The 13,149-nt window shown below is 42.0% G+C and carries 14 protein-coding genes; 7 read left to right on the top strand and 7 right to left on the bottom strand.

What is annotated here, in order from left to right:
• The first annotated feature begins 743 nt into the window (after positions 1-743).
• Positions 744-1,550, top strand: coding sequence for a DUF4142 domain-containing protein (locus N824_RS08815; protein ID WP_048904791.1), 807 nt, complete (start codon positions 744-746; stop codon positions 1,548-1,550).
• 274 nt (positions 1,551-1,824) lie between these two features.
• A complete protein-coding gene (locus N824_RS08810) occupies positions 1,825-2,301 on the top strand; it encodes an SRPBCC family protein (protein WP_048904790.1) in 477 nt (158 codons plus the stop codon).
• Between the two features lie 85 nt (positions 2,302-2,386).
• On the opposite strand, the gene N824_RS08805 is transcribed toward N824_RS08810, so the two are convergent.
• Entirely contained in the window at positions 2,387-2,914 is a 528-nt protein-coding gene (locus tag N824_RS08805; RefSeq protein ID WP_048904789.1) for an RNA polymerase sigma factor, read from the bottom strand.
• A gap of 321 nt (positions 2,915-3,235) precedes the next feature.
• Between N824_RS08805 and N824_RS08800 the strand changes: the two genes are divergently transcribed.
• Positions 3,236-3,886 (top strand): response regulator transcription factor, encoded by a 651-nt coding sequence (locus N824_RS08800; protein WP_084498251.1) that lies wholly within the window; start codon positions 3,236-3,238, stop codon positions 3,884-3,886.
• Here N824_RS08800 and N824_RS08795 read toward each other — a convergent pair whose 3' ends face one another.
• The 3 genes from N824_RS08795 to N824_RS30110 form a co-directional block, all read right to left on the bottom strand.
• Entirely contained in the window at positions 3,887-6,481 is a 2,595-nt protein-coding gene (locus N824_RS08795; RefSeq protein ID WP_048904787.1) for a PAS domain S-box protein, read from the bottom strand.
• Between the two features lie 149 nt (positions 6,482-6,630).
• On the bottom strand, positions 6,631-7,392 hold the full coding sequence (locus N824_RS08790; RefSeq protein WP_048904786.1) for a DUF72 domain-containing protein: 762 nt from the start codon (positions 7,390-7,392) through the stop codon (positions 6,631-6,633).
• Between the two features lie 80 nt (positions 7,393-7,472).
• Positions 7,473-7,625 carry a lmo0937 family membrane protein gene (locus tag N824_RS30110; RefSeq protein ID WP_152542087.1) on the bottom strand — a complete coding sequence of 51 codons (153 nt, stop codon included), beginning with the start codon at positions 7,623-7,625 and terminating at the stop codon, positions 7,473-7,475.
• 255 nt (positions 7,626-7,880) lie between these two features.
• Between N824_RS30110 and N824_RS08785 the strand changes: the two genes are divergently transcribed.
• The 3 genes from N824_RS08785 to N824_RS08775 all read left to right on the top strand — a co-directional run bounded on the left by N824_RS08785 (position 7,881) and on the right by N824_RS08775 (position 9,931).
• Positions 7,881-8,288, top strand: coding sequence for a hypothetical protein (locus N824_RS08785; protein ID WP_048904785.1), 408 nt, complete (start codon positions 7,881-7,883; stop codon positions 8,286-8,288).
• Between the two features lie 26 nt (positions 8,289-8,314).
• Positions 8,315-9,253 carry a YihY/virulence factor BrkB family protein gene (locus N824_RS08780; protein ID WP_048904784.1) on the top strand — a complete coding sequence of 313 codons (939 nt, stop codon included), beginning with the start codon at positions 8,315-8,317 and terminating at the stop codon, positions 9,251-9,253.
• Between the two features lie 198 nt (positions 9,254-9,451).
• Entirely contained in the window at positions 9,452-9,931 is a 480-nt protein-coding gene (locus tag N824_RS08775) for a hypothetical protein (RefSeq protein ID WP_048904783.1), read from the top strand.
• Positions 9,932-10,108: 177 nt separating this feature from the next.
• Here the strand turns inward: N824_RS08775 and N824_RS38280 are convergent, their stop codons facing one another.
• Together N824_RS38280 and N824_RS08770 are read right to left on the bottom strand one after the other, a co-directional pair.
• Positions 10,109-10,204: a hypothetical protein gene (locus N824_RS38280; RefSeq protein WP_084498247.1), complete on the bottom strand. Its 96-nt coding sequence runs from the start codon at positions 10,202-10,204 to the stop codon at positions 10,109-10,111.
• A gap of 38 nt (positions 10,205-10,242) precedes the next feature.
• Positions 10,243-10,671, bottom strand: a complete 429-nt coding sequence (locus tag N824_RS08770) for a hypothetical protein (protein ID WP_052334093.1) — start codon at positions 10,669-10,671, stop codon at positions 10,243-10,245.
• Positions 10,672-10,783: 112 nt separating this feature from the next.
• On the opposite strand from N824_RS08770, the gene N824_RS38275 reads away from it, so the two are divergent.
• A complete protein-coding gene (locus N824_RS38275) occupies positions 10,784-10,930 on the top strand; it encodes a (4Fe-4S)-binding protein (protein ID WP_200869847.1) in 147 nt (48 codons plus the stop codon).
• A gap of 32 nt (positions 10,931-10,962) precedes the next feature.
• Here N824_RS38275 and N824_RS08765 read toward each other — a convergent pair whose 3' ends face one another.
• The gene (locus tag N824_RS08765; protein ID WP_048904782.1) at positions 10,963-12,003 is read right to left on the bottom strand and encodes a methyltransferase; all 1,041 of its coding nucleotides are present in this window, start codon (positions 12,001-12,003) and stop codon (positions 10,963-10,965) included.
• Positions 12,004-13,149: the final 1,146 nt, after the last annotated feature.

Below are 13,149 nucleotides of genomic sequence, written 5' to 3'. Positions count from 1 at the left end.
GAAACGGCTCAGCACCGGAATTTTCAGGTCCTGAACGCAGCGCGCAACGTGAATTGTTTTGTGTGCCCTTATGCTTAACCCATAATCAAACCGCGAAAGATCACAGTAGCACTTAATTAAACCTCAGCAGTGTAGCCCGCTGAGCGGTCCCGGAGATGGAGATTAGCAAGCAGTATATACATAAATAAAAATTTCAGTTAATAAACGTTAACAATTGAGGTAATGATAGTTATCCTATTACAAAAAACACAATTACGAAATTAGCAATTGCAAATTTGTTGCAATTGACAGGAAATTCACTCCTTATTAGATCTTACCAAAATAGACCTGTGCATTAGTTCATTTACAGGAGTTCCAGATACTCCCGAAATTTAATCTCTGCAAGGAAGTCTTGACCATTCATAAACTTCATCAAATCGGAAGGAGAAGGGGTTCCTAATTGTCCTTCTTTCGGTCATGGCACAAAAATCCTCTGATTTCAACCGATGCAACTTTTTGCCTCCCTGACTAATAATTGGATAGTTCTCCATAATGGTGTATAGTCTTTGCAATACTTCGACAGCGCAGACGCAGACCTGGCATGACATCGTCACTTCCCCTATCCAAGACAGGATTATAAGCAATAAAACAAGTATTTGACATCAGAAAACAGGTATTTAATTTCCAAACATTTCCTCTTTAACAGAGGTTGTATAGTCATATAACTACCTACATTGAAGATGGTTAAATCAAAATTCTCAACTATGAAAACATACCTCAGTTGCCTGATGATTATAATTGCTGTTGCAGGCCCAGCCACCAGCCAGACCCAGAAACAAAATCCGCCTTCAGGGATCACTGTTGAACAATTCATCAATCAGGCCGCACTCAGTGGCATGAAAGAAGTCACATCGGGAAAAATGGCCATGCAAAAAGCACAGGATACGAAACTTAAAGATTATGGGGCTATGATGACCCTGGATCATGAAAAGGCGAATGCCGAATTAACAGCAATTGCCAAATCCAAAAACATTACCTTGCCCGGGCAAAATGACACCAACGCCGTTTCAACCGGATCTGGAAGCATAGGTAAAAAGTCAGCACCAGATGGCACTCAAACTGGCTTAACCAGTACCAGTGGAACAACGATCAATTCAAATACTACTGGCAGCGCTACCGGTTTAACAAAAGTCACCGGCATCAGCGAAACGGGCACCTCATCAGGTGCTAAAGAAACAATGGCACATGCTGCAACTAAAGAGAAGCAAGCTGAACAGCCGCCTGCAAGCGCTCTTAAGACAGGGACAGATATAAACGCTTTGAAAATAGTCACTGAAGCCGAAGTCACTTCAGCCCTTAAGCAATTGTACGCCCTAAACGGAAAACAGTTCGATATCGCTTATGCCCAAATGATGGTTGAAGATCACAAAAATGCGGTAGCTTTATTTGAGCAAGGCAATCTTTCTTCCGATCCGGAGGTAAAAGCATTTGCGGGTAAATACCTACCGATTTTACGCAATCATTTACAACAAATCAAAAGTATCGCCGAGAGTGGTAAAAGCGGACAATAAAGCGCTGGTAATTCTATTTCTGCAAATGGTTTTGATTTTATTCCCAAGCCCAGTCCTTCCGGCGTGTTTTTTTGCACCCCGATTGAAAACCGTAATGCTTTAAATCCGGCACAGGTCACAAATAATTTCAGCACCCCCCAGTAAAGTATCCCCATTAATCGTTGAAGTAACTTAAAGGCGGTTAAAATTATAAATAGAAGGTAGTTTTCTTTAAAATTGAAACGTTTTTAGGTTTATATTGTTCTGTTAAAGAGACCAAGAATATTTCTATATTATGAACATCCTCACTAAAACCATCAAGGTCAAACTACCACAGGAACACGTTTTTAATCTTTTCCTGAGCAATATTAATGATTGGTGGCCAAATACTTATACCTGGTCAAAAGAAGTATTAAAGGAGATAAAAATTGAACCGTTTATTGGCGGGTTATGCACAGAAACTGGTCCACATGGTTTCCGCTGTGACTGGGGAAGAGTAGCTGACCTGATTGCACCGGGGCGGATACACCTGAAATGGCAAATCAGTCCGCAAAGGATACCTGAACCTGATCCGGCAAAAGCGAGTGACCTGGAAATATCCTTCCGTCAAACCAGTGAAGCAGAAACAACTATCGAACTCCAACATTTCAACTTCGAGAACCATGGGAAAGGCGCTCAAGAATATTATGAAAGGATGAACTCGGTACAGGGCTGGGAGTTGATACTGCATGAATTCACCACCTGGCTGGATTATAAAAAGGTTTCGCAATAAAAAATGAATAACAGAAAAATGAAGTAAGCATCGCTATTTCATTGCATCTTACTTCATTTTAAGGAACTTTATCAAATGAAATCGGCTAATGGTTGGTTTTTAAACCATCTTTATACATTCTCAAATTCTTTTTCAGGACAAGTCTGGCACCGTGGATTCTGGTCTTTACGGTGCCTATCGGGATGTTCAGCTCTTCGGCAATTTCATGGTATTTATACCCTTCGAAATACCGGATGAAGGGATATGAGTAATCATAGGGAAGCATTTTAAGCGCTTTGTGAATGTCATCGTTCATGCACTTATTTACACCCAGATTGCCAGAGGAATTCACCAGATAATCAGCTGACAGCGCCATACTTTCATCCACAAAATTTTGGTGTCTGGACTTTCTCCGGTAATCGTTAATAAAGGTGTTTTTGAGGATCATGTATAACCAGCCCTGTAAATTGGTTCCCTCCTCAAATTTGTCCGCGTAACGTACAGCTTTGAGAAAGGTATCCTGCACAAGATCATCTGCATCCTCTCTGTTCTTTGTAAAAGACATGGCAAAAAAGCGCAGGCTGTTCCTCAATTTTCCTAGCTCTGACTGTAAATTGATCGCATCTGATTTCATAGTTTTAGGGGTTAGGGTTCTTTAGCTAATCACCAAAGAGTATGCCTGCGCTATGGTATCGCTCCAATTATACTTCAAATTATCGCTTTTCACGCATTTCAAGCAGGATCCCAGGCTAAATAGCACGTAATTGCCGCACCCTTGCGCGTATTTATACCTGTAAGAAAAAAAATGTACGTGTATATTAAATAATTCAGATATAAGCGGATATTCTTACGCCATTTAACCGTTAAATCCTTATTTTTATATCAAAAGGTACAATTACCGAGATTAACCTGAGCTAACACACCCCATATAATGCCAACCGAAAAAAAGACAAAGATGTTAAAAGTTATACTTGCAGAGGATCACAACATTGTTCGAAATGGCATCCGGATGCTGTTGGACAATGAGCCTGACTTTGAGGTAATTGCTGAAGCCACCAATGGGGAAGAAGTCCTGGAATTGCTGGACAATAATACTGAGGCGGAACTTATTCTCGCAGACATCAATATGCCCGTTATGGATGGAATGACCATGCTCAAAGCCATAAAACTAGTCTATCCGGAAGTAAAAGTAGTCTTCTTATCTATGCTGGACAATGAAAAATACGTTACTCAGGCATTTAGAGAAGGGGCCTGGGGATATGTGTTTAAAAATGTAAGTTCAGACGAATTGATCTTTTCACTCAGACAGGTAAATCGCGGCAGTCGTTATTTATGTACGGAGCTTGCATTAAACCTGCTGGACAGATCCATGCAGGAAAACACGATATTCACCGCACCAATGGAAAGCAAAATTGACTTTTCCGAGCGGGAAGTGGAAGTACTTCAGCTGATCGCTGAAGGCCTGACCAATGTAGAAATCGCCGAGAAAATCTTTATCAGTAAACGGACAGTTGAAGGCCATCGTCAAAGTCTGCTTGAAAAAACGGGCTCAAAAAATACTGCCACATTGATCAGGTTTGCAGTACTGAATGGTTTTATTTCCTAGTTAGCTTTCAGCGGAATTAGCGGTCAAATCAATGGGCAGCGTGATTTGTACGTTAGTTCCGGACGCATCTGATTTAATTTCGGTCTTTCCATTTAACAGCTTTACATTTGCCTGTATGGTCGATAGTCCGATCCCCTTATTTTTTGCTTCTGACCAGGTAAAACCACTTCCGTTATCCTCGACTTCAATTCGGGTCGCTTTGTGTTCAATGACAATCCTGACTACCCCGTGAGTGGCCTGCGCATGCTTAATGATATTCACCATAAGTTCCTGCACAATCCGATAAATAGAAAGCTGAATGTATTTATCCAGCGCCAGCGGGTCACCTGTAAAATGGCAATTAAAAGAAACCTCTCCCCTTAGTTGCCAGCAAACATCTTCAATGGCAGCCTTGAGTCCAAAATCTTCCAAAGCAGGGGGCATAAGTTCATGAGAAATCCTTCGGTTCTCCCGGATACATTTTGTCAGCAGATCCTGAGCTTCATTTAATATGCTCTGCTGGTCATGCCCAACGTTGGGAAGGTTTACCCTAAGGCGGTCAAGGGTAAGTTTAATGCCATAAAGAATTTGGCCTATTCCATTGTGAAGCGTCTCAGAAATGCGTTTTCTTTCCTGTTCCTGGACTTTAAGTGTTACCCGGAAAATCTCCTGTCGCTGTTGTTTTTTTGCTTCGTTGTGTTGCAGCCAGAGCTGATGATTTTTATCCTGCAATTCTCGTTGTACGGTAATGTCTTCTGACACACCAACAATATGGCTGGGCCGTCCGGATTCATCATACTTATAAACACTTCTCCTGGTCCTGATCCAATGAACATTGCCATTTGCGTCAATCAGTCGGTAGGTAAGCTCACTTACCTGGCTATTATCTGCATTTCTGAGCTCAGCGAGATTGTTGTAAAAGTTATTCCGGTCTTCTGGATGGATAAATTCATCATAAAACGAGATATCCAGATGCCTGATTTCCTGTTGCGACTTATTCAGTAAGGTCGCAATTTTATAATTCGAATAAATCTGTTTCATGTGGACCAGATCGATGGCATAAACCATATCCGGTGCAGAATCCGCAATGCTGTTGATCAATGCAGCATTTTCCCTGATTGCTTTTTCTGCATTCCTCCTTTCGGTGATGTCCATGCTGGTTGAGACCAGCGCGTCGCCCATTTTTACGATTTTACAGGAAAACCATTTTTCAATGCCATCATAGGCATAGGGATACTCCTTCCCCGCCGGTTCGCCGGTTTCTAAAACCCTCAACATCAGCTCAAATAAACCTGATGAGCGCAGATCCGGATATTCCTGGAAGTAAAGTTTTCCGATAAGGTCTTTCCGCTTAGTCTCATTTTCCAGTTCTTTGCTCACCATTTTGATAAGAAAATCATTGATCAAACCGCGTTCATCGCGTACGGCCTGCAATACACACATGCCAAGCAGGGTGCTATCAAAAACAGATTGCAACATGTCCAGGTTTTTTTTCAATTCCAGTTCGGCATTTTTTTGCTGAGTAATGTCCTGCCAGGTATGAAAGGCATAGGTCGGTTCACCGTCCTGGTTCCGTCGGAAAATCGTCCCCCTTAAACACAGCCAACTATATTTGCCGTTTTTGTGCTGTGCCCGATATTCAAGCTGCGCCGTTTCCCCATCCTTTAGTGCGCTTATATGCTCATAATAATCAAGCAGCGACTGCAGGTCATCGGGATGAACCAGATGATCTGTCCCCTGGTTAGCAGGCATATCGATCATTTCGTCTCTGGTATACCCTACCATCATCAGCGGATCCCTGTTGATGTACTCCAATTTCCTGGAAGGAAGGCGTACCACGGAAACCACATCTGGTAGTGTTTCCATAATGGAATGGATAAAATGGGTTTGCGATTCCAGTTCCTGCTCCGCCTTTTTCAAGGCAGTTATGTCGCGGTCTATAGATAATACACTCTGTATGGCTCCCTGTGAGTCCAACTCAGGCACCATCTTCGAAAAATAAAAAAGCTCTCCATACGGCCCCGGATAACTATGGTAATGTTCCTGGGCTTTACCTGTATCGAAGACCAGTTTCATTTTTTCCATCCAGGGCAAAGCCACTTCAGGGGATTGGCCGATGTCGATCATTGTCCTGCCCAGTAATTTCTCCAATGTTCTGCCCGTTTTTTGGATGTACACTTGATTGGCAAACAGGAGTTGCAGTTTGCTGTTCCACCGGCTAATGGTATCTGGGGTGTTGTCAACAAGGGCCTGATATTGATTTTTACTGGCTTTAAGTGCATCAATTTCAGAAAACATGACGATCGCTCCCCCGTTATCAGCAGGATAGGCGGTCAGACTAATCCATAGGTTGCTGACTGCAGATATATATTCATATGCTCCGCTTTGCCGTCCAGATAAGGCTAAATTAATTGACGTATAACAGTGTGTTGTGCGGGATTCCGGAAACACTTCCCAGACGTTGCGTCCAATGACAGTATGCTTTTCCAGCTCAAAGAAGCGTTCGGCCTCCCGGTTCAGGTATACAAACTTGCTGTCCCTGTCCAGCAGATAACAGGCAACAGGTATTGAATTGAGGAGATATTCTGAAAAATGGCCTGAAGGTTCGATTTTCATAAAAAGGTGTCCAGTTGTAGAATGACTTATTATTTTTTATTACCGTCTTTTAATTGGTAAAATAACCATTTCTAACTACAAACAGCAATAGGCTTTTTATATGCAGTTTGTGATTAGCTACCCTAAAGGGAAAACAATTAAGCAATCCACTAGTGGTCATTTACATAAGCGCGTAAGGACTGCAGATCCTCAAGGGCACTACCAATCGTATTGTTGAAATAGGTAAATACGTGTTTTCCATTGGCAATCCAGTTTCGAATATAAGAAGCATACTCCTGTAGAAAATCATCGGTATAGCTGCCCCGGTAATCTCCATGGGGGCCATGAAACCTAACATAAACAAAATCAAGGGCTGACTCCAGCATATATCCGCCTGCATTTAGTTTATCATGCAGCACCCAGCCTACCTGGTAATCATCGAGAAGGGATTGGACGCCTTGTTGATACCAGCTTTGATGCCGAAACTCAACCGACACCTTCCATTCCAGATCTGGATCACACGAACGGATACATGCAAACAGGGCTGCAACCTGCCGAGTCTGCGCTGTTCTGATGCTTGCAGGAAATTGCACCAGAAGGCAACCCTTTTTATTCCCAATCGCTGCAATGCGCTCGATAAACAGCCTCACTGCGTCAGGTTCAAACACAAAACCCTTACGGTGCGTGATTTCCTTGGACAATTTAAAAGTAAACCTAAAATCCTCTGGGGTTTCCCCCGCCCATCTGGCTACGGTTGACCCCAGAGGAACCCTGTAAAATGAGCTGTTGATTTCAATGCTATTGAAAAGCGAACCATAGTAACACAAACGGCTTTTGGCTTTAAACGCCTCCGGATAAAACTGCTTATTGGGAACTGGCAACAGCAAACCGCTTGTTCCCGAGTAGTAACTGCCTTTTATTTTACTCAGCATTTAGTACAACATTAAAAAACCGTAAAACATCCACAATACCAGGACCCGGAGGCGAAATGAAACCCTAGCAAACACAGCTGCTATGTCCCACTTCGAATGAGTCTCAGCAGTATTGCGATGACCGCAATCACCAGCAGGGCGTGAATAATTCCGCCTGTGTAAAATCCGCCCAGGAAACTGATTGCCCAGATAATGACTAACACGACCGCGATAACGTACAATAGATTTCCCATGATATTTTAATTAAAGTTAAACGATAAGCATACAACCACCGATATGGAGTTTTGTTTYGTSYYWKWTSWYKMGNTASTTYCWYWRGNTGGWTATGTTGYMTWKRNCMATNNTMATKKKKKAMNATKCRATCAKRRWYCWKSTYRRYGRNGWGGRRWWWWSWWWRKYTKSMMMAWWSKWTTKKMRRSMNAGGCARKTWWTRWWWTAMSNTTCKWTCAKGRWSWSWYCMTGAWMGAAYKNTAWWWCATTAATTGCCTATGCAACATATCCAACCAAAGAAACTACGAGAGATCTGGCACGATACCAAAACTCACATCAGCAAGCGATTGGAATACTTCCGGCTGAAAACCGTTGAAAAAACGGCGAAAATAATGGGAGATCTGTTATCTGGTTTACTGCTTATTTTTATCCTATCGCTGGCATTCATTGCGGTTACGATCAGCCTCTCGTTTTATCTTTCTGAGCTACTGGGCAGTTACCCCCTTGGCTTTGGTTGTGCTGCTGTATTCTTGTTAACAGGGTCCTTGTTGATGATGTGGAAAAAAGAAAGGCTGGAACATTGGATTGGCGGCATCAGCGTAAAAAAATATTTTGAACGGCATTACAATGAGAAAGAAGACGGAAAACAGCGAAATATAGAAAGCAGTTCCCGTGAGGGACAATGAGTATAACCTGAATATAAATAAGCGCCATGGAACAGAAAAAAGTTACCATAAAAGGGGTCTGGGAGGTATTGAAAAATTCATTCAACGGGTTTGCTGACCATAAGGTAACCAAGCTGAGCGGATCGCTCGCCTATTATACCGTTTTTTCTATGGCTCCATTACTGGTCGTTCTTATTTCTTTATGTGGACTATTTCTTGGGCAGGAGGCCGCACAAGGTCAGGTGTATGCCCAGCTGGACGGGTTTCTCGGAAAAGATACCGCCCTGCAGCTGCAGGACCTGGTAAAGAAAGCCGCAATCGGCAATAAGGATAAGGTCGCTTTCACCATTGGAATTATCACACTACTGATCGGTGCTACTACGGTTTTCAGCGACATCCAGGAATCCATAAATACCATTTGGGGTTTAAAGCCCAAGCCCAAACGAGGCTGGATTAAAATGTTACAGAACAGATTTCTTTCTTTTTCAGTGATCATTAGCCTTGGGTTTATTCTATTGGTCTCGTTAGGTGTGAATGCAATTCTTGACGGATTCAGTCAGCATTTACAAGCGAGGTATAAAGAGGTGTCCGTGGTGTTATTCTATATCCTTAATCAAACGGTCACCTTGGTTGTCATTTCCCTCATTTTTGGTGTGATTTTTAAAGTACTTCCCGATGGCATCATTAAATGGCGGGACGTGCTGTTCGGTTCGGTAGTGACTGCCTTGCTTTTTATGCTGGGTAAATTCGGCATTTCCCTGTATATCGGGCAGAGCAATGTGGGAAGTACCTATGGTGCGGCAGGATCACTTGTGGTACTGTTGCTGTGGACTTACTATTCCTCCATCATTTTATATTTTGGGGCGGAATTTACAAAGGCCTATGCACTGGCATACGGTTCTGCGATCCACCCTTCCTCCTACGCAGTAACGACTAAAGAGGTCGAAATTGAAACTGGAAACAATTCAGTGCAGGATAACAATTAAGGTTTTTGATTTTAGCTTATCCGAGGATCCTTAACCCCTTTGCTTTCAGGCGGTCAACTATCAACTAGCACATAAGGCACTCTTTTAAAAAAGGCTGAACTTTAATTCGCGTTCAGTGTTATCGTTTACAAAAGCCCGATCCGGAAAAGCTACGCAGGCCTAACGATAAACTCTGGCATTTTGATAATTCTACTTACTATGAAAACAGTACATCCATTATTGATATACAGAGATTGGTTCGCGGAACTGAACCTACATCTCGCTGACGACATCGCTCAGACATTATTGCAGGCTATTATACAATGCAAGGCCAGTCACAAACTCCAAATAAAAAAGGAATCCAGTCAATACCCGGGGCTAGCGGCCATGGCTTTGTTAAACATCCTTGATCGTCAGCTTACGGAAAGAGGGAAACCGCTCAACCAACAATTTGCTATGACACTGCTCGAGGTTACCCGTACCACTTTAAAAACAGACGGACGACAGACGCCAGCATTGCTCGAAGAGTGTAAAGAACAGTATGTCAGAAACATCGCACTTGGAAATCAGGATGAAACAAGCTATTTCGAGCAATTGGTCACACAAGTAAGTCTTGAAATTGATCAGAAACAGGCTTGGACTAAACTGGAAGCATCTGGTTTTAATTTCGGAGCAATACAAACTTATATCAACGGTTGACGCCAAGGTATCAAACCTACAAAAAGCCTGAAATCTTTCAATTTCAGGCTTTTTGTTCTTAGGCCCAGGGAATCCAAAGTAAAGCAAATCGTCTGCCTGAGACGGAAGAATCAGGAGACTGCCGACACAAACTCTTTAGCGGCGTTTAGAGGATAAAAAAGTATGCATAGCTTCTTATTAAGCTTTATGTCTTTGTTTTTGGTAATCGACCTTTCCGTAGTCGCCATTATAAAAATCCCGGTAGGCATTGGCAATATCCAGCTTGGAATTCATGACGAACGGGCCCTCCGCAAATATTGGTTCTGGTAAGTTTATCCACCGAATAATATAAAGTCACAAGCTTCCTGGTTCTCATTGTTAAGCTCAATTGTCCCGGCATTCCTGTCATATTCGATAAAATCACCAGCATTAAATTTTTCATCATTGATGATGGCCGGCTGTTCAGGCAAATAGATAGCTACTTCCAGTTTATCGGCAGGATCGATACTAAAAACCATACCTGGCTCCAAATGGATGTGATACAGGAATTGTTCCGAATAATTTGGTATCAGAGAGGTTAGATCCTCAAACGCCCCGGCGATCACTTTTATCCATCCTTTTCCGTCCGCCAAGGCTTTGTACGGTACATCATTGCCTTCAATAGCTAAATATTCCGGCTTTTCGGCTTTGGTTATAGAGATTTGTGTATCACCTTTTATCAATTGCCACGCATGTCGAGCCAAGTTCGCTATCTGTGTCATTTTATAGGTTTCAACATCGATCTGTAAAACCACGCTATGGAAACACTTAAATATCAGAACGGGGAAATAACGATCCTCTGGAAAGCAAAAACATGGATTCATACCAGCATCTGTGTCAAGACGCTATCTAATCTATGACCCGAGTGCAGTGCCCTGGATACCTCCGGAAAATGCGACGCCCCAGGAACCGATCAGCCAGGTCGCCAGCTGTCCTTCGGGTGCATTGACCATCAAATTGATGATGCCGAAAACGAAATAAAGATGAATGAAAACAGCAATATCAGGGCGGTTTTATTTGTAGGCTATTGCCGCACTTGATGGCCCCGCTAATGGAAGAAGTGAAGTGGATCTAAACCCGACAATATTAGCCCACCTGTTAAAGTCTGCAAATGTGTAATCAAATCCTGTTCCTGTTTCAATCAGCATATTTAAACTCATCATCATACCAAAAACATTTTGCTTTCTTTCATTATCAATGATGCCCTCAATGGCTACAAATGCCCCATTGGCTGGGAGAGCATCATAAGCTTTTCTCATTAATGAAATCTTATTTTCTTCATCCCAATCGTGCAGGATATTTCCCATTACAACAACCTCAGCATTGGGTATTGGCATGGCAAAGAAGTCGCCGCTTGCGGCTTTTACCCGATCTGATAGTCCGAATTGCTGGATGGTAGCGTTTGCAATAGGCTCAACTGGCGGCAGGTCAAAACTTGTGCAATGCATATGAGGATTATACTTTGCAACCATAAGTGAAAGCAACCCGGCTGAACCGCCTATGTCAACTATTGTATTATATTTTTGAAATTCAAATTTTTGAGCAAAGGTCATAAAATTCCCCATCTGAATGCCACTCATTGCATTGGTAAATTCTTTTAGTTTTTCAGGGTCCTTATATATTAAACCGAAAAAATCCTCACTTCTTTTGGCTTCATTTTGAGGAAGCCCGGTAAGCAGACCCTCGCCTAAATTACCCCAAAATCCATATAAACGATTGTTCATCATTTCAAGGATACCTCCGATATAGGACGGCTTATTTATATCTAAAAATATATCTGCATCTATGGCATTTGAATAAATAGCTGTATCCAAAATGCCGTCACGCGTTAAAAAACCAAATACAGTTAACGCATCTAAAAAATCATACACATTCCTGTCTGTGCACTTAAGCCCTAAAATCTCTTTGACATCTTTGGCTTTCATCGTTTTCTTTTCCGCAAGCTTGGTGAATAATTGAAAACTCACGGCAGTCAAAAGAATTTTTGAGGCCCAAAAGCCTGTTCCAATTTTCATAATGTTTTCAGGCGATGGCTGGTTAGTTTGCTGTTCCATTTTTTTCTGTTAATTGTCAGTTTTAATAATTGGTTGCGCCTACCAGAAAATTCTACTGGAACTAGGTTATCTAAAATACGCATATTTAATTGAATATCAAATCATTATCTAACTGAACAATAATAATTTGCTGCGATTACTCAACAATAGGTTTCCTGAAATGAAGCGGCTACCTGTCGTTTTTTCCCCAACTCATATCTTTGAAGTATACAACTTGGAAACAGCTATATAAAACTTAAACTTCAGACCTGGCGACACAAATCGCGATACTGGTCAGATCAGTTATGATCTGATTCCGTATTTCTTTGATGGCCAGAAAATACCCGTTGTTATGATCAATGATCTTATGGTCAGATAAGCCTTCAGCAGGCGTTACATCAATAAGTCTGCGCTCATCTATATGCAGGATCTTCTGTTTCCCTTTCCAATCATCGGAAGTAAATACAGGGGTGAGAATCCCGTAGGTTCCAGAAGAAGTAAACAGACACTCCTTTCCGCATTTCTTAGCTCCTTTGTTTAAAGCACCCAGGGTGAATAGCTTTTCTCCGACCTTCCCATCCGCAGCTAGTACACAAAGATCACTATAATCCATCCCATATTTAAGATAACCTCCGTCGCGGTCACCGATGCTGAAAATATAGGTTTGCTCATTTTTTCTCAACGCGTGYAWWWTKGNATMMNAYYYWYRAGCTGGTTTTTTCAGGGTTTTGATTTTTTCATCGAGTGAATAGGTGTTGTTCCAGTAATTCAAGCTAAGCCATTTGGCTGAGCGTTCAGCAAGATCAATCTTTAGCTCAGCAAAATATACCGGTAGCAAGCCGCTATCCTTTAATAGCAGAGGAATGACATTTGAATCGGTACTGCCTGCATAAACATAATTGCTCAGTTCCTTTTGAAATCCGGGATACTCGATGGTTGGAAGCATATCGAGAACCGAAATCAGGATATGATCAGCTTTATTTTCTTCGTGATAAAGATAGAGCAGACTACCTGTAGTTGAGAAAATCCCTACATAATCCTGAAACTGGAATAATGTGGGTGGATCAAAAATATCGTAAATAAAACCACTTATCCTGGTATGGATAATACCTCGGGCAGTATACCAATCCAGGTAATAGCGCTGATGAGTATCCTCAGCATAAAATG

Origin of the sequence: Pedobacter sp. V48, from assembly GCF_000523515.1 — a bacterium.
GTDB lineage: Bacteria > Bacteroidota > Bacteroidia > Sphingobacteriales > Sphingobacteriaceae > Pedobacter.
Note: the sequence above shows the minus strand (reverse complement) of the source record. Positions and strands in the feature narration are given on the sequence as shown.

Bases quoted from the DNA above. Each gene is read 5' to 3' on its own strand.
- N824_RS08815 (WP_048904791.1), top strand. From the start codon at position 744: ATGAAAACATACCTCAGTTGCCTGATGATTATAATTGCTGTTGCAGGC.
- N824_RS08810 (WP_048904790.1), top strand. From the start codon at position 1,825: ATGAACATCCTCACTAAAACCATCAAGGTCAAACTACCACAGGAACAC.
- N824_RS08805 (WP_048904789.1), bottom strand. From the start codon at position 2,914: ATGAAATCAGATGCGATCAATTTACAGTCAGAGCTAGGAAAATTGAGG.
- N824_RS08800 (WP_084498251.1), top strand. From the start codon at position 3,236: ATGTTAAAAGTTATACTTGCAGAGGATCACAACATTGTTCGAAATGGC.
- N824_RS08795 (WP_048904787.1), bottom strand. From the start codon at position 6,481: ATGAAAATCGAACCTTCAGGCCATTTTTCAGAATATCTCCTCAATTCA.
- N824_RS08790 (WP_048904786.1), bottom strand. From the start codon at position 7,392: ATGCTGAGTAAAATAAAAGGCAGTTACTACTCGGGAACAAGCGGTTTG.
- N824_RS30110 (WP_152542087.1), bottom strand. From the start codon at position 7,625: ATGGGAAATCTATTGTACGTTATCGCGGTCGTGTTAGTCATTATCTGG.
- N824_RS08785 (WP_048904785.1), top strand. From the start codon at position 7,881: ATGCAACATATCCAACCAAAGAAACTACGAGAGATCTGGCACGATACC.
- N824_RS08780 (WP_048904784.1), top strand. From the start codon at position 8,315: ATGGAACAGAAAAAAGTTACCATAAAAGGGGTCTGGGAGGTATTGAAA.
- N824_RS08775 (WP_048904783.1), top strand. From the start codon at position 9,452: ATGAAAACAGTACATCCATTATTGATATACAGAGATTGGTTCGCGGAA.
- N824_RS38280 (WP_084498247.1), bottom strand. From the start codon at position 10,204: ATGAATTCCAAGCTGGATATTGCCAATGCCTACCGGGATTTTTATAAT.
- N824_RS08770 (WP_052334093.1), bottom strand. From the start codon at position 10,671: ATGACACAGATAGCGAACTTGGCTCGACATGCGTGGCAATTGATAAAA.
- N824_RS08765 (WP_048904782.1), bottom strand. From the start codon at position 12,003: ATGGAACAGCAAACTAACCAGCCATCGCCTGAAAACATTATGAAAATT.